Annotated in this window: 12 protein-coding genes and 2 rRNA genes; all 14 read left to right on the top strand. The window is 70.2% G+C overall.

Annotated features, from left to right (window positions below; translation table 11 throughout):
* Positions 1–27 precede the first annotated feature (27 nt).
* The 14 genes from IEY37_RS18135 to IEY37_RS18070 all read left to right on the top strand — a co-directional run bounded on the left by IEY37_RS18135 (position 28) and on the right by IEY37_RS18070 (position 19,083).
* The gene (locus IEY37_RS18135) at positions 28–624 is read left to right on the top strand and encodes a DUF5998 family protein (protein ID WP_188944116.1); all 597 of its coding nucleotides are present in this window, start codon (positions 28–30) and stop codon (positions 622–624) included.
* A 64-nt stretch (positions 625–688) separates the two neighbouring features.
* The gene (locus IEY37_RS18130; RefSeq protein WP_188944114.1) at positions 689–1,906 is read left to right on the top strand and encodes an alkaline phosphatase family protein; all 1,218 of its coding nucleotides are present in this window, start codon (positions 689–691) and stop codon (positions 1,904–1,906) included.
* Between the two features lie 44 nt (positions 1,907–1,950).
* Positions 1,951–2,985, top strand: coding sequence for an N-acetyl-gamma-glutamyl-phosphate reductase (argC, locus tag IEY37_RS18125; RefSeq protein ID WP_188944112.1), 1,035 nt, complete (start codon positions 1,951–1,953; stop codon positions 2,983–2,985).
* Positions 2,982–4,160, top strand: a complete 1,179-nt coding sequence (gene argJ, locus IEY37_RS18120; protein ID WP_188944110.1) for a bifunctional glutamate N-acetyltransferase/amino-acid acetyltransferase ArgJ — start codon at positions 2,982–2,984, stop codon at positions 4,158–4,160. The genes argC and argJ overlap by 4 nt, the downstream gene beginning before the upstream one ends.
* A complete protein-coding gene (gene argB / locus IEY37_RS18115; RefSeq protein ID WP_188944108.1) occupies positions 4,157–5,218 on the top strand; it encodes an acetylglutamate kinase in 1,062 nt (353 codons plus the stop codon). The genes argJ and argB overlap by 4 nt, the downstream gene beginning before the upstream one ends.
* A complete protein-coding gene (locus IEY37_RS18110) occupies positions 5,215–6,495 on the top strand; it encodes an acetylornithine transaminase (RefSeq protein WP_188944106.1) in 1,281 nt (426 codons plus the stop codon). The genes argB and IEY37_RS18110 overlap by 4 nt, the downstream gene beginning before the upstream one ends.
* Positions 6,492–7,433, top strand: coding sequence for an ornithine carbamoyltransferase (gene argF, locus IEY37_RS18105; protein WP_229674613.1), 942 nt, complete (start codon positions 6,492–6,494; stop codon positions 7,431–7,433). Before IEY37_RS18110 ends, argF begins: the two co-directional genes overlap by 4 nt.
* Entirely contained in the window at positions 7,430–7,927 is a 498-nt protein-coding gene (locus IEY37_RS18100; RefSeq protein ID WP_229674612.1) for an arginine repressor, read from the top strand. The genes argF and IEY37_RS18100 overlap by 4 nt, the downstream gene beginning before the upstream one ends.
* A 190-nt stretch (positions 7,928–8,117) precedes the next feature.
* The gene (gene argG, locus IEY37_RS18095) at positions 8,118–9,560 is read left to right on the top strand and encodes an argininosuccinate synthase (RefSeq protein ID WP_188944103.1); all 1,443 of its coding nucleotides are present in this window, start codon (positions 8,118–8,120) and stop codon (positions 9,558–9,560) included.
* A gap of 122 nt (positions 9,561–9,682) precedes the next feature.
* Positions 9,683–11,038 (top strand): argininosuccinate lyase, encoded by a 1,356-nt coding sequence (gene argH, locus IEY37_RS18090; protein ID WP_373298389.1) that lies wholly within the window; start codon positions 9,683–9,685, stop codon positions 11,036–11,038.
* Between the two features lie 5 nt (positions 11,039–11,043).
* Positions 11,044–11,790: a DNA-3-methyladenine glycosylase gene (locus tag IEY37_RS18085; RefSeq protein WP_229674611.1), complete on the top strand. Its 747-nt coding sequence runs from the start codon at positions 11,044–11,046 to the stop codon at positions 11,788–11,790.
* Between the two features lie 38 nt (positions 11,791–11,828).
* Entirely contained in the window at positions 11,829–13,097 is a 1,269-nt protein-coding gene (tyrS, locus tag IEY37_RS18080) for a tyrosine--tRNA ligase (RefSeq protein WP_188944159.1), read from the top strand.
* 1,049 nt (positions 13,098–14,146) lie between these two features.
* A 16S ribosomal RNA gene (locus tag IEY37_RS18075) occupies positions 14,147–15,660 on the top strand.
* 321 nt (positions 15,661–15,981) lie between these two features.
* A 23S ribosomal RNA gene (locus tag IEY37_RS18070) occupies positions 15,982–19,083 on the top strand.
* Together the 16S and 23S rRNA genes form the textbook arrangement of a ribosomal RNA operon.
* Positions 19,084–19,092: the final 9 nt, after the last annotated feature.

The raw sequence follows: 19,092 nt of genomic DNA, 5'->3' as shown, positions 1-19,092 counted from the left end.
CGCGGCCCCGGGTGCCACGATGGGCGCATGCCGTCCACGCTGCCCGCGGACCTCACCCGCAAGATCACCGCATCCGGGTACTACCCGGCGTTCGTCACCGACGTGCTGGACATCGCGCTGGCCGGTGAGCCGGTGCAGGGTCACCTGGTGCACGGCGAGACCACGTTCGACGTCGACACGGTGCGCCGGCACCTGTCCGTGGTGGTGCTGACCCCGCACCGGCTGGTGTTCGTGCACGCCGACGACCACGGCGGCGACGAGGAGCACGGCCAGCAGGCGCACGGCATCGCCACCAGCGAATCGGTGCCGCTGACCGCGGTGCGCACGGTCATGGTCACCCACGTCGTCCCCGAGCCCGAGCGGTACGTCGCCGGCCGGCTGGGTCGCGAGCTCACCCTCACCATCGGCTGGGGCGCCGTCTCGCGGCTGGACCTGGAGCCGGCCAGTTGCGGCGACCCGCAGTGCGAGGCCGACCACGGGTACACCGGATCGATGACCGGCGACGACCTCGCCCTGCGCATCAGCGCCGACGCCGAGGGGGACGGTGCGCTGTCCGACGCGGTCGAGTTCGCCCGGGTGCTGTCCGCGGCGACCGCCGGCGCGGCCGCCCTGTCCCGGGGCTGACGTGCCCGCCGCGGGCGCGGGTCCGGCACGCCCGGTCGCGCCCGGCCCGCCGCCCCGCCCGGTCATGCCGGTGCACCCGTCGGTCTCGTCGTCGGCCCCCCGGATTCCCCGCTACGGGACGTCCACGCTGTCCGCGGTGCTGCCCGGTGCCGCCGCCGCGCTCGGCGTGCGGCTGCCGTTGCCCGCCGTCGAGCTGCCGGCGGCCGAGCGGGTCTGCGTCGTGCTGGTCGACGGGCTCGGGTACCGGCAGCTGTCGGAGCACCGGCGGAGCGCACCCTTCCTCGCCACCCTGCTGGACGGTGGCGGCAGCGACCCCAGCGACCCCAGCGGCCCCAGCGGGCACAGCGGCGAGCGAGGCGACCGGGACGGCGGGGGCGACGTGCTGCAGGCAGGTTGCCCGAGCACCACCGCCACGTCGCTGGGGTCCTTGGGCACCGGCCGGCCGCCGGGCAGCCACGGCCTGGTCGGGTACGAGGTGCTCGATCCCGGCAGCGGCCGGCTGCTCAACGAACTGCGCTGGTCGCCCGACGTCGACCCCGTCCGGTGGCAGCCGGGGGCGACGGTGTTCGAGCAGGTCGCGGCGGCGGGGGTGGCCGTGCACAGCATCGGCGCGCCGGAGTTCGATGGCTCGGGGCTGACCGAGGCGGCCCTGCGCGGCGCCCGTTTCCACGGCGTGCGGCGCTGGCCCGGCCGGGTGGACGCGGCGATCGAGCTGCTCGCCGAACCCGGCCTGGTCTACGCCTACTGGGGCGACGTGGACGGCGCGGGGCACGTGTACGGGCCGGGCAGCTCGGCCTGGCGGCGCGAGCTGCGGCACCTGGACCGCGGTCTGGACCGGCTGGCGCGCTCGGTGCCGCACGGCACCGTGCTGGTGGTCACCGCCGACCACGGGATGGTCGACGTCCCGCACGAGTCGCGGCTCGACCTGGCCGAGCGGCCCGACCTGACCCGCGAGGTGCGGCTGGTCGGCGGCGACCCGCGGCTGGCGCAGCTGTACGTCGAGCCGGGCGCCGGCGACCGCGTCGCCGGCCGGTTCGCCGACGAGGCGGGCGACCGCGCGTGGGTGCGCACCCGGGACGAGGCCGTGGCCGAGGGCTGGTTCGGGCCGGTGGACGCCGCGGTGCTGCCGCGCATCGGGGACGTGCTGGTGGCCGCGCGGTCGCAGTGGGCGGTCGTGGACTCCAGGACCACCCCGAAGACCCTGCTGTCCCTGGAGGGTCAGCACGGATCGCTGACGCCCGAGGAGCAGGACATCCCGCTGCTCACGACCGTGGTGCACTGACGCTCGATTATGAGTGACTATGCACTTGCCTGTATGGTGATCGGGTGAGTGCAGAGGTCCGCGTCGCCGTCGCCGGAGCCAGCGGGTACGCCGGGGGAGAGCTGCTCCGGCTGCTCCTCGGCCACCCGACCGTCTCGATCGGGGCGGTGACCGCGCACAGCAGTGCCGGGGAACCCCTGGCCGCGCACCAGCCGCACCTCCTGCCGCTGGCCGACCGCGTCCTGGTGGAGACCTCGGCCGAGACCCTGGCCGGCCACGACGTCGTGTTCCTGGCGCTCCCGCACGGGCAGTCGCACGCCCTGGCGGCGCAGCTGCCGGACGACGTCGTGGTGGTGGACTGCGGCGCCGACCACCGGCTCACCGACGCCCTCGCCTGGGACCGCTTCTACGGCGGGCAGCACCCCGGCAGCTGGCCGTACGGGCTGCCCGAGCTGCCCGGCGGGCGCGACGCGCTTCGCGGCGCCCGCCGGGTGGCCGTGCCGGGCTGCTACCCGACCGGCGCGTCGCTGGCGCTGGCCCCTGCGGTGGCCGCGGACCTCGTCGAGCCGTCGGTGGTGGTGGTGGCGGCGTCCGGGACCTCCGGTGCCGGCCGCGCACCCAAGCCGCACCTCCTGGCCGCCCAGGTGCTGGGGTCGGCGAGCGCCTACGGGGTCGGCGGTGTGCACCGGCACACCCCGGAGATCGCCCAGAACCTCTCCGCCGCCGCCGGCACGGCGGTGTCCGTGTCGTTCACCCCGCTGCTGGTGCCGATGTCCCGGGGCATCCTGACTACCGCCAGCGCACCGCTGCGGGCCGGGGTCGACCTGGCCGCGGCCCGCACCGTCTACGAGAAGGCCTACGCGGACGAGCCGTTCGTGCGGGTGCTGCCCGAAGGGCAGTGGCCCGAGACGTCCTCGACCGTCGGCGCCAACACCGCGCTGCTGCAGCTGGCCGTCGACGAGGTCGCGGGCCGGCTGGTCGTCGTCTCCGCCATCGACAACCTGACCAAGGGCACCGCCGGGGCGGCGGTGCAGTGCATGAACCTGGCGCTGGGCCTGCCGGAGACCACCGGCCTGCCGGTGGTCGGGGTGGCGCCGTGACCGCGCCGGCCCCGCGGACCGGCGTCTGCGCGCCGGAGGGCTTCCGGGCCGCCGGGGTCACGGCCGGCCTCAAGGCCTCCGGCACCCCGGACGTCGCCCTGGTCGTCAACACCGGGCCGGACTTCTCGGCCGCGGGCGTGCTCACCGGCAACCGGGTCACCGCCGCTCCGGTCCGCTGGTGCCGGGCGGTGCTGCCCGCCGGCCGGTTGGCCGCGGTGGTGCTCAATTCGGGCGGGGCGAACGCGTGCACCGGCGCCGCCGGGTACGCCGACACCGTGGCCACCGCCGAGCGGGTCGCCGGGCTGGTGGGCGTCGCGCCCGACGAGGTCGCCGTCGCCTCCACCGGGTTGATCGGCGAGCGCCTGCCGATGGCCGCCCTGCTGGCCGGCTGCGACGCCGCGGCGGCGGCGCTGTCGCCGGACGGCGGTGCGGCCGCCGCCCGCGCGATCATGACCACCGACACCGTGCCGAAGACCGCCTCGGTGACCGAGAACGGTTGGACCGTGGGCGGTATGGCCAAGGGTGCCGGGATGCTGGCCCCGGGCCTGGCCACCATGCTGGTCGTGCTGACCACCGACGCCGTCGCCGACGCGGCGGTGCTGGACTCGGCCCTGCGCGCGGCCACCAGGGTCACGTTCGACCGCATCGACTCCGACGGCGCCACGTCCACGAACGACACCGTGCTGCTGCTCTCCTCCGGCGCGTCCGGCGTGCGGCCCGATCCCGTGGCGCTCACCGCGGTGGTCACCCGGGTGTGCACCGACCTGGCCGGCCAGCTGATCGCCGACGCGGAGGGCGCCACCAAGGAGATCGAGATCGAGGTCGTCCACGCCGTGACCGAGGACGACGCGGTGACGGTCGGCCGGGCGGTCGCCCGCAACAACCTGGTCAAGACGGCCTTCTTCGGCCAGGACCCGAACTGGGGCCGGATCCTCGCCGCGGTCGGCACCGTGGACGCCTCGGTGGCGTTCGACCCGGACCAGGTCGACGTGGCCGTCAACGGCGTGTGGATCTGCCGGGGCGGCGCCACCGGCGACGACCGGTCCGCCGTCGACCTCACGCCCCGGCGGGCCCACGTGGTGATCGACCTGCACGCCGGGACGGAGACCGCGACCGTGCGGACCAACGACCTGTCGCACGCGTACGTGCACGAGAACTCGGCGTACTCGACATGACGTCCCCGGCGGGTGGCACCCAGCTGCGGGACGAGTCCGAGCTCGCGTCGGCGGCCGCCCGCGCCGAGGTGCTGGCCGGCGCGCTGCCGTGGCTGCAGCGCTTCGCGGGCGCGCTCGTCGTCGTCAAGTACGGCGGCAACGCGATGACGGACGTGGCGCTGCAACGCGCCTTCGCCGCCGACATGGTGTTCCTCCGGACGGTGGGGCTGCGCCCGGTGGTGGTCCACGGCGGCGGTCCGCAGATCACCGCGATGCTGGCGCGGCTCGGCATGACGGGGGAGTTCCGCGGCGGTTTCCGGGTCACCACGGCCGAGACCATGGACGTGGTCCGGATGGTCCTGGTCGGCCAGGTCGGCCGGGAGCTGGTCGGCCTGATCAACTCCCACGGCCCCTACGCGGTGGGCATGTCCGGCGAGGACGCCGGGCTGTTCACCGCGGCCCGCCGCCGGGTCGTCGTCGACGGCGTGCCGACCGACATCGGTCTGGTCGGCGACGTCGTCGCGGTCGACCCGGACGCGGTGCTGGACCTGCTGGCCGCCGGCCGCATCCCGGTGATCTCCACGGTGGCGCCCGACAGGGACGGGGTCGTGCACAACGTCAACGCCGACACCGCGGCCGCCGCCCTGGCCGTCGCGCTCGGCGCGGCGAAACTCGTGGTGCTCACCGACGTCGAGGGGCTGTACGCCGCCTGGCCGGACCGCGGTTCGCTGCTGTCCAGGGTCACCGCCGGTGCGCTCGCCGACCTGCTGCCGTCGCTGGAGAGCGGGATGGTGCCGAAGATGGAGGGCTGCCTGCGGGCGGTCCGGGGCGGGGTCGCCGCCGCCCACGTCATCGACGGGCGGGTCCCGCACGCCGTGCTGCTCGAGATCGTCACCAGCGAGGGCATCGGCACGATGGTCGTCCCCGACGACGACCCGGTCGCGTCCGCCGCACCGGCCACCGGCACACCACCGGCTCCGGACGCCTCGCCGGCCGGCCCCTCCACCCTCCCGGCCGGCACCGCACCGACCGGCACCCACCCGACCGGCACCGACCCGACACCTCAGGAGACGACATGACATCCGCGACGACGGCGTCCCCCGCGCCGGCGGGCACGGGCACCGGCAGCATCGCGCCGGCCGTACCCGGCCAGGCCGGGTCGGCCAACGACCGGGCCGCGCGGCGCTGGTCCGGGGCCCTGATGAACAACTTCGTCGCCCCGCCGGTCGAGCTGGTCTCCGGCCGCGGTGCGGTGGTGGTCGACGCGGACGGCAACGAGTACCTGGACCTGCTGGGCGGGATCGCGGTCAACGCGCTGGGCCACGCCCACCCGGCCGTCGTCGCCGCGGTCAGCGCGCAGATCGCCACCCTCGGCCACGTCTCCAACTTCTTCAGCCACCCCACGGTGCTGGAGCTGGCCGAGCGGCTGCTGGTGCTGGCCGGCGCCCGGGACGACGGCCGCGTGCTGTTCTGCAACTCCGGCGCCGAGGCCAACGAGGCGGCCTTCAAGATCGCCCGGCTGACCGGCCGGCCGCGGATCATCGCCACCGAGAACGGTTTCCACGGCCGCACGATGGGCGCGCTGGCGCTGACCGGCCAGCCGGCCAAGCGCGCGCCGTTCGAACCCATGCCGGCCGGCGTGGAGTTCGTGCCCTACGGCGACGTCGCCGCCCTGCGGGCCGCGGTGACCGCCCCGGGGGAGGTCGCCGCGGTGTTCCTGGAGGCGATCCAGGGCGAGGCCGGCGTGGTGCCGGCCCCGGACGGCTACCTGGCCGCCGCCCGCGAGATCACCTCCGCCGCCGGCGCCCTGCTGGTGCTCGACGAGGTGCAGACCGGTATCGGCCGCACCGGCGCCTGGTTCGCCCACCAGCACGCCGGCATCCGGCCCGACGTCGTCACCCTGGCCAAGGGCCTGGGCGGCGGCCTGCCGATCGGCGCCGTGATCGGCATCGGCCGCGCGGCGACGCTGCTGTCACCGGGCCAGCACGGGTCCACGTTCGCGGGGAACCCGGTGTGCGCCGCCGCCGCGCTCGCGGTGCTGTCGACCGTCGAGCAGGAGGGCCTGCTGCAGCACGCCGACAGCCTCGGCAAGCACCTGGCCGCCGCCGTCGAGGGCCTGGGGCACCCGCTGGTCTCGCACGTCCGCGGGCGCGGGCTGCTGCTCGGCATCGTGCTCACCGATCCGGTGGCGCCGCGGGTCGCCGACGTGGCACGGGACCGCGGCTTCGTCGTCAACGCCACCGGACCCGACGTCCTGCGGCTCGCACCGCCGCTGGTGCTGACCACCGCCCAGGCCGACGGCTTCGTCGCCGCCCTGCCCGGCATCCTCGACGCCGCCGCGGAGGTGTCCCGGTGAGCGCCCCCGCACCGCTGCGGCACTTCCTGCGCGACGACGACCTCTCGCCCGAGGACCTGGTGTCCGTGCTGGACCTGGCCGACCGGTTCAAGCCCGACCGCACCGCGTTCACGCCGCTGGCCGGCAAGGCCGTCGCGGTGGTGTTCGAGAAGAACTCGACCAGGACCCGGTTGTCGTTCGAGGTCGGCATCCGCCAGCTGGGCGGCCAGCCCGTCATCGTCGACGCGCGCACCTCGCAGCTGGGTCGCGAGGAGACGATCGAGGACACCTCGCGGGTGCTGTCCCGGTACGTCGACGCGGTCGCCATCCGCACCTTCGCGCAGCGCCGCATCGACGCGCTGGCTAGCGTCTCGCGGGTCCCGGTGGTGAACGCGCTGACCGACGAGTTCCACCCCTGCCAGGTGCTCGCCGACCTGCAGACGATCCGGGAGCGCAAGGGGCGGCTGGCCGGGCTGACCCTGACCTACCTGGGCGACGGCGCGAACAACATGTCGCACTCGCTGATGCTCGGCGGCGCCAACGCCGGCCTGCACGTCCGGGTCAGCGCACCGCAGGGGTTCGACCCGGACCCGGACATCCTGGTGGACGCCAAGAACCGTGCGGTGGACACCGGCGGCTCGATCGAGCTGATCACCGACCCGCGCGCGGCCGTCGACGGGGCCGACGTCCTGGTCACCGACACCTGGACCTCGATGGGCCAGGAGAACGACGGCCTGGACCGGGTGGGCCCGTTCCGGCCCTACCAGGTCAACGCGGACCTGCTGGCACGCGCGGGATCCGGGGCGCTGGTGCTGCACTGCCTGCCGGCGCACCGCGGCTTCGAGATCACCGACGAGGTCATCGACGGTCCGGCGTCGGCGGTGTGGGACGAGGCCGAGAACCGGTTGCACGCCCAGAAGGCGCTGCTGGCCTACCTGCTCGACCCGGAGCGCGGGTGACCGGCGCGCGACTGCCCACCAAGGCGGCCCGCCACGGGCTGATCACCGAGCTGATCCGGGCCCGGCCGGTCTACTCGCAGCCCGAGCTGCTCGGGATGCTGGCCGAGCAGGGGCTGGCGGCGACCCAGGCCACGCTGTCCCGGGACCTGGACGAGCTGGGCGCGGTGAAGCTCCGCGGCGTGGACGGCGGGCCCGCCCGCTACGTGATCCCCGAGGACGGGCCGCGCCGCGCGATGCCCGGGGGAACCGGCCGGCTCGGCCGGCTCGTCGAGGACCTGCTGCTCTCGCACGACGCCTCGGGCAACCTGGCCGTGCTGCGCACGCCGCCGGGCGCGGCGCAGTTCCTGGCCTCGGCCATCGACCGGGCAGCGCTGTCCGACGTCGTCGGCACGATCGCCGGGGACGACACCATCCTGGTCGTCGCCCGCGACGGGCTGTCCGGCGCCGAGCTCGGGCGCCGGCTGGCCGGGTTGGCCGCCGCGCCCGTCGACTGACCGACCCGGTCGTCGACCTGCGGAGCGCCGACCGCACCGCAGGCACCCACGGCACCGCACGCACCCCGGCACCGGGCGGCACCGACAGCACCGCGCGGTCCGCCCGGGCGACCGACGCCGCCTCCGCCCGGCGGTCACCACACCCACCGCTCGCGCCGGCCGGTCCGGCCCCGACAGATAGGCTCCGCCCGTGTCCAAGGTGCTCCAGTCCCTGCCCGTCGGCGAGAAGGTCGGCATCGCCTTCTCGGGAGGTCTCGACACCTCCGTCGCGGTCGCCTGGATGCGCGAGCACGGAGCCGTGCCGTCCGCCTACACCGCCGATCTGGGCCAGTACGACGAGCCGGACCTGTCCGGCGTCCCGGAGCGCGCGCGGAGCTACGGCGCCGGCATCGCGCGGATCGTCGACTGCCGGGCCGCGCTCGTCGAGGAGGGCCTCGTCGCGCTGGCCTGCGGCGCGTTCCACATCCGCTCCGGCGGCGTGCCCTACTTCAACACCACGCCGCTCGGCCGGGCGGTCACCGGGACGCTGCTGGTCCGCGCCATGCAGGACGACGGGGTGTCGATCTGGGGCGACGGGTCGACGTACAAGGGCAACGACATCGAGCGGTTCTACCGCTACGGGTTGCTGGCCAACCCGGCGCTGCGGATCTACAAGCCGTGGCTCGACGAGGCGTTCGTCTCGGAGCTCGGCGGCCGCACCGAGATGAGCCGCTGGCTCGGCGCGCGCGACCTGCCGTACCGCGCCTCGGTCGAGAAGGCCTACTCGACGGACGCCAACATCTGGGGTGCCACCCACGAGGCCAAGAGCCTGGAGAACCTCGACACCGGCATCGAGATCGTCGAGCCGATCATGGGGGTCCGGTACTGGGACCCGGCCGTGCCGGTGGAGGCCGAGGACGTCGAGATCCGTTTCGAGTCAGGGCGTCCCGTCGCCATCGGCGGCCGGACCTTCGACAGTGCCGTCGATCTCGTGCAGGAGGCCAACGCCGTCGGCGGGCGGCACGGGCTCGGCATGTCCGACCAGATCGAGAACCGCATCATCGAGGCCAAGTCCAGGGGCATCTACGAGGCTCCTGGCATGGCACTCCTGTTCGTCGCCTACGAGCGGCTGGTCAACGCGATCCACAACGAGGACACGGTGGCCAGCTACCACGTCGAGGGTCGCCGGCTCGGCCGCCTGCTGTACGAGGGCCGCTGGCTGGACCCCCAGTCGCTGATGCTGCGGGAGTCGCTGCAGCGCTGGGTCGGCGCCGCGGTGACCGGCACCGTCGTGGTCCGGCTCCGGCGGGGCAACGACTGGTCCGTCGTCGACACCAGCGGCCCGTCGCTGAGCTACCACCCCGAGAAGCTGTCCATGGAACGGGTCGCCGACGCGGCCTTCGGTCCGGCCGACCGCATCGGCCAGCTGACCATGCGCAACCTCGACATCGCCGACACCCGCTCGAAGCTCGAGCTGTACGCCGGTCTCGGCCAGCTCGACGTCCAGCACACGCTGGTCGGCTCGCTCCGGTCGTCGCCCGAGGGTGCCGGTCCGGAGGCCATCGCCGCCGGCACACCCGCCGGGCCCGAGGGTCTGGCCGGGGCGGTGGACGCGGCCGCGGACCGGGCCGCCATGGACACCGGAACGGACTGAGCGGCCGCATGTCCGACGACACCCCGGTCCCCGCGCCGGGCGCCACCGACGCGGCCGGTGCGACCCCGGCCGCCGGCACCGCGCTCTGGGGCGGCCGGTTCGCCAGCGGCCCGGCGCCCGAGATGGTCGAGCTGTCCCGGTCGACGCAGTTCGACTGGGTGCTGGCGCCGTACGACCTCGCCGCCTCGCGGGCGCACGCCCAGGTGCTGCACCGCGCGGACCTGCTGACCGCCGACGAGCTCGGGCGGATGCAGGACGCCCTGGACCGGCTGGCGCGGGACGTCGGCGAGGGCACCTTCGCCCCGGTGCCGCAGGACGAGGACGTGCACAGCGCCCTGGAGCGCGGCCTGATCGAGCGTGCCGGCGCCGAGCTCGGCGGAAAGCTGCGGGCGGGCCGGTCCCGCAACGACCAGGTGGCCACGCTGTACCGGATGTACCTGCGGGACCACGCGCGCCGGGTCGGCGTGCTGGTCACCGACCTGCAGGCGGCGCTGCTCGACCAGGCCGACGCGCACCCGGGGGCCGCGATGCCCGGCCGGACCCACTTCCAGCACGCCCAGCCGGTCCTGCTCGCGCACCACCTGGCCGCCCACGCCCAGGCGCTGGCCCGGGACGTGGACCGCATCCGGGACTGGGAGCGCCGAGCGGCCGTCTCGCCCTACGGGTCCGGCGCACTCGCCGGGTCGTCGCTGGGTCTGGACCCGCAGTTCATCGCCAAGGAGCTCGGCCTGGACCGGCCGGTCGCCAACTCGATCGACGGCACCGCCGCCCGCGACTTCGCCGCCGAACTGGCCTTCGTGCTCGCGATGCTGGCGGTGGACCTGTCCCGCTGGGCCGAGGAGGTCGTCGTCTTCACCACGGCGGAGTTCGGCTACGCCCGTCTCGACGACGCCTTCTCCACCGGGTCGTCGATCATGCCGCAGAAGAAGAACCCGGACATCGCGGAGCTGGCCAGGGGCAAGTCGGGCCGGTTGATCGGCAACCTCGCGGGTCTGCTGGCCACGCTCAAGGGGCTGCCGCTGGCCTACAACCGCGACCTGCAGGAGGACAAGGAGCCCTTGATCGACTCGCTGTCCCAGCTGGAGGTGCTGCTGCCCGCGGTGACCGGCATGACCGCCACCCTGACCTTCGACACCGCTCGGCTGGCCGACATGGCGCCCGCGGGGTACTCCCTCGCCACGGATGTCGCGGAATGGTTGGTACGCCAAGGGGTCCCGTTCCGGGTCGCGCACGAGGCCGCCGGTGCCTGCGTCGCGGTGGCCGAGGCCGGCGGTCGCGAGCTGGACCAGCTGTCGGACGTCGAGCTGGCCCGGATCCACCCGGCGCTCACCCCGCAGGTGCGGTCGGTGCTGACGGTGGCGGGGTCGCTGGCGTCCCGGGACGGGGTGGGCGGCACGGCCCCGGTCCGGGTGGCCGAGCAGCTGGCGCTGCTGCGCTCGCAGGTCGCGGCGGACCGGGCGTGGTGCCTGGGCCGGTGACGCCCGTGGCGCGAACGGGGGAGCCGCCGGACGCCGGCGAGGTGGCGGGACCGGCGCTGCCCCGCTCCTTCTTCGCCCGGGACCCGCTGGACGTGGCACCGGACCTGCTCGGCCGGGTGCTGGTGGCCGGCGGTCCGGACGCCGGTGCGGCCGTCGCGGTCCGGCTGACCGAGGTGGAGGCCTACCGCGGGGCCGACGACCCGGCCTCGCACGCCTTCCGCGGCCGCACCCGGCGGACGGCCGTCATGTTCGGCCCCGCGGGTCACCTGTACCTATACTTCGTCTACGGCATGCACTGGTGCGTGAACGTGGTGACCGGGTGGGACGGCGAGGCGAGCGCGGTGCTGCTGCGCGCCGGCCGGGTGGTGGCCGGCGCGGACGTCGCCGCAGCCCGGCGGGCGGCGCGACGCCGGACCGCGGTGACCGCCGGCGCACTGGCCCGCGGGCCGGCGGCGCTGACCACCGTGCTGGGACTGGATGCCGGTGCCGACGGTGCCGACCTGTGCGCGGCCGACTCCGCCGTCCGGCTGCTGCCCGGGGTACCCGCGACGGCGGTCCGGTCGGGCCCTCGGGTGGGCGTGTCCGCGGCCGCCGACCGGCCCTGGCGGTTCTGGGTGGACGGTGATCCGACGGTGACCGCCTACCGCGCGGGCACCCGTGCCCAGCGCCGTCCGCCGGCCGGTGTGACCCGTGCCGCGCCGGGGCTCCGCGAGCCCCTGGACGCCGTCGGCGATGGGAGGATGGAGGGGTGACCACCACCGCCCCCTCCCGCACCGCCGACCGGGCCGGCGTGCCGTCGGTGCTCGAGGAGCTGCGGTGGCGCGGGTTGGTCGCGCTGACCACGGACGAGGAGGCGCTGGCGGCGGCGCTGGCCTCGGGACCGGTCACCGTCTACTGCGGGTTCGACCCGACCGCGCCCAGCCTGCACTTCGGGAACCTGGTGCAGCTGATCGTGCTGCGGTGGATGCAGCGCGCGGGCCACCGGGTGATCTGCCTGGTGGGGGGCTCGACCGGGCTCATCGGGGACCCGCGCCCGACGGCCGAGCGGGTGCTGAAGACCCGGGAGCAGACGGCGGACTGGGTCGACCGCATCCGTGCGCAGGTGCGGCCGTTCCTGGAGTTCGAGGGGGAGAACCCGGCCCTGCTGGTCGACAACCTCGACTGGACGGCGCCGATCAGCGCGCTGGACTTCCTGCGCGACATCGGCAAGCACTTCCGGGTCAACGCCATGCTCCGCAAGGAGGCGGTGGCGGCGCGGCTGAGCAGCGAGGAAGGGATCAGCTACACCGAGTTCAGCTACCAGATCCTGCAGGCGCTGGACTTCTTGCACCTGTACCGCGAGTACGGCTGCACGCTGCAGACCGGCGGTCAGGACCAGTGGGGCAATCTCACCGCCGGCGTCGACCTGATCCGCAGGGTCGAGGGAGCGGGCGTGCACGTGCTCGCGACGCCGCTGATCACCGACTCCGCGGGGGTCAAGTTCGGCAAGTCCGAGGGCAACGCCGTGTGGCTGTCGGCCGACATGACCAGCCCGTACGCCTTCTACCAGTACTGGATCAACGTCGAGGACGCCTCCGTGGTCCTGCTGCTCAAGGCGTTCACCGAGCGGTCCGCCGAGGAGATCGCCGAGCTCGAACGGGCCACCGTCGAGCGGCCGCAGGCCCGGGCGGCGCAGCGCGCGCTCGCCGCCGACGTGACGGCACTGGTGCACGGGCGCCCGGCGACGGACGCGGTCATCCGGGCGAGCCGGGCGCTGTTCGGGCAGGACGACCTCGCCGCCGTCGACGCGGCGACGCTCCGGGCGGCACTCGAGGAGACCGGACTGCACCGGGTGAGCGATCCGTCGCCCACTGTCGTTGCACTGCTGCGCGAGTCGGGACTGGCCGCGTCCAACTCCGAGGCGCGTCGCACCGTCGCCGAGGGCGGCGCGTACCTGAACAACCGCCGGATGACCGACCCGGACGAGGTCCCGGGCGACGCCGAGCTGCTGCACGGCCGGTACCTGGTCGTCCGTCGCGGCAAGCGGCACGTCGCCGGGGTCGAGATCTCCGCCGGCTGACCGGGGTCGTGCCGCACCGTCGGCCCACCGACTGACGCGACGGGCACCGTTCCGGCGTAGGAGTTCGCGCCGGCGTCGGTGTCCGGCGGTTGTGACCGTACGGGCACGCACAGGCACCAGCCCCTGCTCTGCGGGCGTCCGTGCACCGGGGGACTTCCGCACCGGGCCGACGGTGTACCGACCGCGGCCGCGCCGGTCGCCGCAGGCCGTTCCGGTCCGGGTCAAGTCGGCGACCGCGGCGGCACGAAGCCCCGGTGGCGGGTCGGACTGCTGCCCCGGTCGACGCGGTGCCATACACCGACCACCCGCCCGGATCCCCGGTCACCGCCCGTGACCCAGGTCACCGGAGAGTGGTCGGCCCGCGGCGCCGCGCGGCGCACTGTGTGCACGGGCCCCCACCTGCGGCGATGCGCCCGAGACAGCATGCCCACCTGCGCATTTGACACTCCGGACGCACGTCCGTAACTTTGCTGTTGCCGCGGGGAACCGGGCAGGACAGGGCCGACAGGCCCGCCTGGCCGACCTGCTGGAGAGGATCCCACAGGATCCCGACCCCCGAGGGTCGAGTCCCGAGCCGGTACAGTCGGCAGGGACACCGGGTCAGGCGGTTTGACACCGCGAACTGGACCGGCTAGCGTCTCTCGGGCTTGCTCCAGGGCGATCTTCGGATCAGCGAGGAGCAGTCCCCGGATGCCAGGCCTCCCGAGGCCCGACTCCGAGCCGGTACAGTCGGCAGGGACACCGGGGCAGGCGGTTTGACACCGCGAACTGGACCGGGTAACGTAGATCGGGTTGCCCCAGAACAGGTCGAAGGACTTGGGACGGTGCGCGTCCGCTCCTTGAGAACTCAACAGCGTACCGAAAGTCAGTGCCAACTGATTTATCACCTCGTCTATCCGTCCGCGGTCCGCCGTGGTCGGGGATGAGATTCCTTTGGTACATAACGAGCAGACCAGCTCATATGGACCAGCGATCGGGTGCCTCGTGCGCCCATCTCCATAGTCGATCACCGGGCGCCCACTTCGTGGTCACCTGCGATCAATAGACATTCAATGGAGAGTTTGATCCTGGCTCAGGACGAACGCTGGCGGCGTGCTTAACACATGCAAGTCGAACGGAAAGGCCCGCTTGCGGGTACTCGAGTGGCGAACGGGTGAGTAACACGTGGGCAACCTGCCCCTAGCTCTGGGATAACTCCTCGAAAGAGGTGCTAATACCGGATGACGACCGATCAGGGCATCCTGGACGGTCCAAAGTTTTTCGGCTAGGGATGGGCCCGCGGCCTATCAGCTTGTTGGTGGGGTAACGGCCTACCAAGGCGACGACGGGTAGCCGGCCTGAGAGGGCGACCGGCCACACTGGGACTGAGACACGGCCCAGACTCCTACGGGAGGCAGCAGTGGGGAATATTGCGCAATGGGCGAAAGCCTGACGCAGCGACGCCGCGTGAGGGACGACGGCCTTCGGGTTGTAAACCTCTTTCAGCAGGAACGAATCAAGACGGTACCTGCAGAAGAAGCACCGGCCAACTACGTGCCAGCAGCCGCGGTAATACGTAGGGTGCAAGCGTTGTCCGGAATTATTGGGCGTAAAGAGCTCGTAGGCGGTCTGTCGCGTCGAATGTGAAAACCCGGGGCTCAACCCCGGGCCTGCATTCGATACGGGCAGACTAGAGTTCGGTAGGGGAGACTGGAATTCCTGGTGTAGCGGTGAAATGCGCAGATATCAGGAGGAACACCGGTGGCGAAGGCGGGTCTCTGGGCCGATACTGACGCTGAGGAGCGAAAGCGTGGGGAGCAAACAGGATTAGATACCCTGGTAGTCCACGCCGTAAACGTTGGGCGCTAGGTGTGGGGGTCCTTCCACGACCTCCGTGCCGCAGCTAACGCATTAAGCGCCCCGCCTGGGGAGTACGGCCGCAAGGCTAAAACTCAAAGGAATTGACGGGGGCCCGCACAAGCGGCGGAGCATGCGGATTAATTCGATGCAACGCGAAGAACCTTACCAAGGCTTGACATGCACAGGAAAGTTCCAGAGATGGTTCCCCCGCAAGGTCTGTGCACAGGTGGTGCATGGTTGTCGTCAGCTCGTGTCGTGAGATGTTGGGTTAAGTCCCGCAACGAGCGCAACCCTTGTCTTATGTTGCCAGCGCGTCATGGCGGGGACTCATAAGAGACTGCCGGGGTCAACTCGGAGGAAGGTGGGGATGACGTCAAATCATCATGCCCCTTATGTCTTGGGCTTCACGCATGCTACAATGGCCGGTACAAAGGGCTGCGAAACCGTAAGGTGGAGCGAATCCCAAAAAGCCGGTCTCAGTTCGGATTGGGGTCTGCAACTCGACCCCATGAAGTCGGAGTCGCTAGTAATCGCAGATCAGCAACGCTGCGGTGAATACGTTCCCGGGCCTTGTACACACCGCCCGTCACGTCACGAAAGTCGGTAACACCCGAAGCCGGTGGCCCAACCCTTGTGGAGGGAGCCGTCGAAGGTGGGATCGGCGATTGGGACGAAGTCGTAACAAGGTAGCCGTACCGGAAGGTGCGGCTGGATCACCTCCTTTCTAAGGAGCATCTGGCCTGCTGCCACGGCAGCACGGTCCAGGCCCACTGCGCAGGCGAACGTCCTGCGGTGGAGCTCATGGGTGGAACACTGACCAGTTCGGTATGCCGCGGGGCAGGCGCGCCCAGTACGACCTTCGGGTCGGAACGAGCGCCGGTCACGTGGCCTACCGTAGGTACGCTGTTGGGTCCTGAGGGAACGGATGTTCCTTCTACCGGGCCGATTCCCCACCGGACGGCCGGCTTCTTGCCGGTACGCGGTGGATCGGGAATCGGATACGCCCGTACCTTGAGAACTGCACAGTGGACGCGAGCATCTTTGTGGCTAAGTTATTAAGAGCACACGGTGGATGCCTAGGCACCAGGAGCCGATGAAGGACGTAGGAGGCTGCGATAAGCCTCGGGGAGCTGCCAACCGAGCTGAGATCCGAGGATGTCCGAATGGGGAAACCCGGCAGGAGTCATGTCCTGTCACCCTCGCCTGAACACATAGGGCGAGTGGAGGGAACGTGGGGAAGTGAAACATCTCAGTACCCACAGGAAGAGAAAGCAACCGCGATTCCGTTAGTAGTGGCGAGCGAAAGCGGAAGAGGCTAAACCGATCGCGCGTGATAGCCGGCAGGCGTTGCGCGATCGGGGTCGTGGGACCATTGAGGCTGTTCTGCCGAGCAGCCAGGGAGTAAGAAAATCTCGTGTTAGTCGAATGGCATTGGAAAAACCAGGCACAGAGGGTGACACCCCCGTAGACGAAAACACGTGATCTCCCCAGTGGGATCCCAAGTAGCAGCGAGCCCGTGAAATTCGCTGTGAATCTGGCGGGACCACCCGCTAAGCCTAAATACTACCTGGTGACCGATAGCGGACAAGTACCGTGAGGGAAAGGTGAAAAGCACCCCGGGAGGGGAGTGAAATAGTTCCTGAAACCGTGTGCTTACAATCCGTCGGAGCGGCTTTCGGGCTGTGACGGCGTGCCTTTTGAAGAATGAGCCTGCGAGTTAGTGGTATGTGGCAAGGTTAACCCGTGTGGGGAAGCCGTAGCGAAAGCGAGTCCGAACAGGGCGATTGAGTCGCATGCTCTAGACCCGAAGCGAAGTGATCTACCCATGGCCAGGATGAAGCGACGGTAAGACGTCGTGGAGGTCCGAACCCACCAGGGTTGAAAACCTGGGGGATGAGCTGTGGGTAGGGGTGAAAGGCCAATCAAACTTCGTGATAGCTGGTTCTCCCCGAAATGCATATAGGTGCAGCGTCGCGTGTTTCTCACCGGAGGTAGAGCACTGGATGGTCTAGGGGGCCCACAAGCTTACCGAAATCAACCAAACTCCGAATGCCGGTGAGTGAGAGCGCGGCAGTGAGACTGTGGGGGCTAAGCTTCATAGTCGAAAGGGAAACAGCCCAGATCGCCGGTTAAGGCCCCTAAGCGTGTGCTAAGTGGGAAAGGATGTGGAGTCGCCCAGACAACCAGGAGGTTGGCTTAGAAGCAGCCACCCTTTAAAGAGTGCGTAATAGCTCACTGGTCAAGTGGTTCCGCGCCGACAATATAGCGGGGCTCAAGCACACCGCCGAAACCGCGGCATTCAGACAGTGATCGGCCCTTTGGGTCCAGTCGTCTGGATGGGTAGGGGAGCGTCGTGTGGCGAGTGAAGCGGCGGGGTAACCCAGCCGTGGACGCCACACGAGTGAGAATGCAGGCATGAGTAGCGAATGAGGAGTGAGAACCTCCTCCACCGAATGACCAAGGGTTCCTGGGCCAGGTTAATCCGCCCAGGGTGAGTCGGGACCTAAGGCGAGGCCGACAGGCGTAGTCGATGGACAACGGGTTGATATTCCCGTACCCGCGAAAGAGCGCCCATGACGAACCCGGTGATGCTAAGCGCCCGAACCGGCCGGATCCTTCGGGAGATGGTCGGGGAGCGCGCGACCCGATCCGGTAGTAGTCAAGCGATGGGGTGACACAGGAAGGTAGCTCCGCCAGTCAGTGGTAATACTGGTGTAAGGGTGTAGGTAGTCGTGGTAGGCAAATCCGCCGCGATGTTGATCTGAGACCTGACGCATAGCCGATTGAGGCGAAGTAGAGTGATCCTATGCTGTCGAGAAAAGCCTCTAGCGAGCTCTGAGCGGCCCGTACCCCAAACCGACACAGGTGGTCAGGTAGAGAATACCAAGGTGATCGAGCGAACTATGGTTAAGGAACTCGGCAAAATGCCCCCGTAACTTCGGGAGAAGGGGGACCGAGGTGTGTGAAGCCCCTCGCGGGCTAGCACGTTTTGGTCGCAGAGACCAGGGAGAAGCGACTGTTTACTAAAAACACAGGTCCATGCAAAGTCGCAAGACGACGTATATGGACTGACGCCTGCCCGGTGCTGGAAGGTTAAGAGGACCGGTTAGTTCCTTCGGGAGCGAAGCTGAGAATTTAAGCCCCAGTAAACGGCGGTGGTAACTATAACCATCCTAAGGTAGCGAAATTCCTTGTCGGGTAAGTTCCGACCTGCACGAATGGCGTAACGACTTCTCTACTGTCTCAACCATAGGCTCGGCGAAATTGCACTACGAGTAAAGATGCTCGTTACGCGCGGCAGGACGGAAAGACCCCGGGACCTTTACTATAGCTTGGTATTGGTGTTCGGTTCGGCTTGTGTAGGATAGGTGGGAGACTGTGAAGGGGATACGCCAGTATTCCTGGAGTCAACGTTGAAATACCACTCTGGTCGTACTGGATGTCTAACTTAGGTCCATGATCTGGATCAGGGACAGTGCCTGGTGGGTAGTTTAACTGGGGCGGTTGCCTCCCAAAGAGTAACGGAGGCGCCCAAAGGTTCCCTCAGCCTGGTTGGCAATCAGGTTTCGAGTGTAAGTGCACAAGGGAGCTTGACTGTGAGAGGGACATCTCGAGCAGGGACGAAAGTCGGGACTAGTGATCCGGCGTCAGCTTGTGGAAGCGACGTCGCTCAACGGATAAAAGGTACCCCGGGGATAACAGGCTGATCTTGCCCAAGAGTCCATATCGACGGCATGGTTTGGCACCTCGATGTCGGCTCGTCGCATCCTGGGGCTGGAGTAGGTCCCAAGGGTTGGGCTGTTCGCCCATTAAAGCGGCACGCGAGCTGGGTTTAGAACGTCGTGAGACAGTTCGGTCCCTATCCGCCGCGCGCGCAGGAGTCTTGAGGAAGGCTGTCCCTAGTACGAGAGGACCGGGACGGACGAACCTCTGGTGTGCCAGTTGTTCCACCAGGAGCACGGCTGGTTGGCTACGTTCGGAAGGGATAACCGCTGAAAGCATCTAAGCGGGAAGCTCGTTCCAAGATGAGGACTCCCACCCTTCGTGGGGTAAGGCTCCCGGTTAGACCACCGGGTTGATAGGCCGGAAGTGGAAGCACGGTAACGTGTGCAGCTGACCGGTACTAATAGGCCGAGGACTTACCACAAAAATGCTA

It is taken from the genome of Nakamurella endophytica (assembly GCF_014646215.1).
GTDB lineage: Bacteria > Actinomycetota > Actinomycetes > Mycobacteriales > Nakamurellaceae > Nakamurella > Nakamurella endophytica.
Note: the sequence above shows the minus strand (reverse complement) of the source record. Positions and strands in the feature narration are given on the sequence as shown.

Bases quoted from the DNA above. Each gene is read 5' to 3' on its own strand.
- IEY37_RS18135 (WP_188944116.1), top strand. From the start codon at position 28: ATGCCGTCCACGCTGCCCGCGGACCTCACCCGCAAGATCACCGCATCC.
- IEY37_RS18130 (WP_188944114.1), top strand. From the start codon at position 689: ATGCCGGTGCACCCGTCGGTCTCGTCGTCGGCCCCCCGGATTCCCCGC.
- argB (WP_188944108.1), top strand. From the start codon at position 4,157: ATGACGTCCCCGGCGGGTGGCACCCAGCTGCGGGACGAGTCCGAGCTC.
- IEY37_RS18110 (WP_188944106.1), top strand. From the start codon at position 5,215: ATGACATCCGCGACGACGGCGTCCCCCGCGCCGGCGGGCACGGGCACC.
- argH (WP_373298389.1), top strand. From the start codon at position 9,683: ATGGTCGAGCTGTCCCGGTCGACGCAGTTCGACTGGGTGCTGGCGCCG.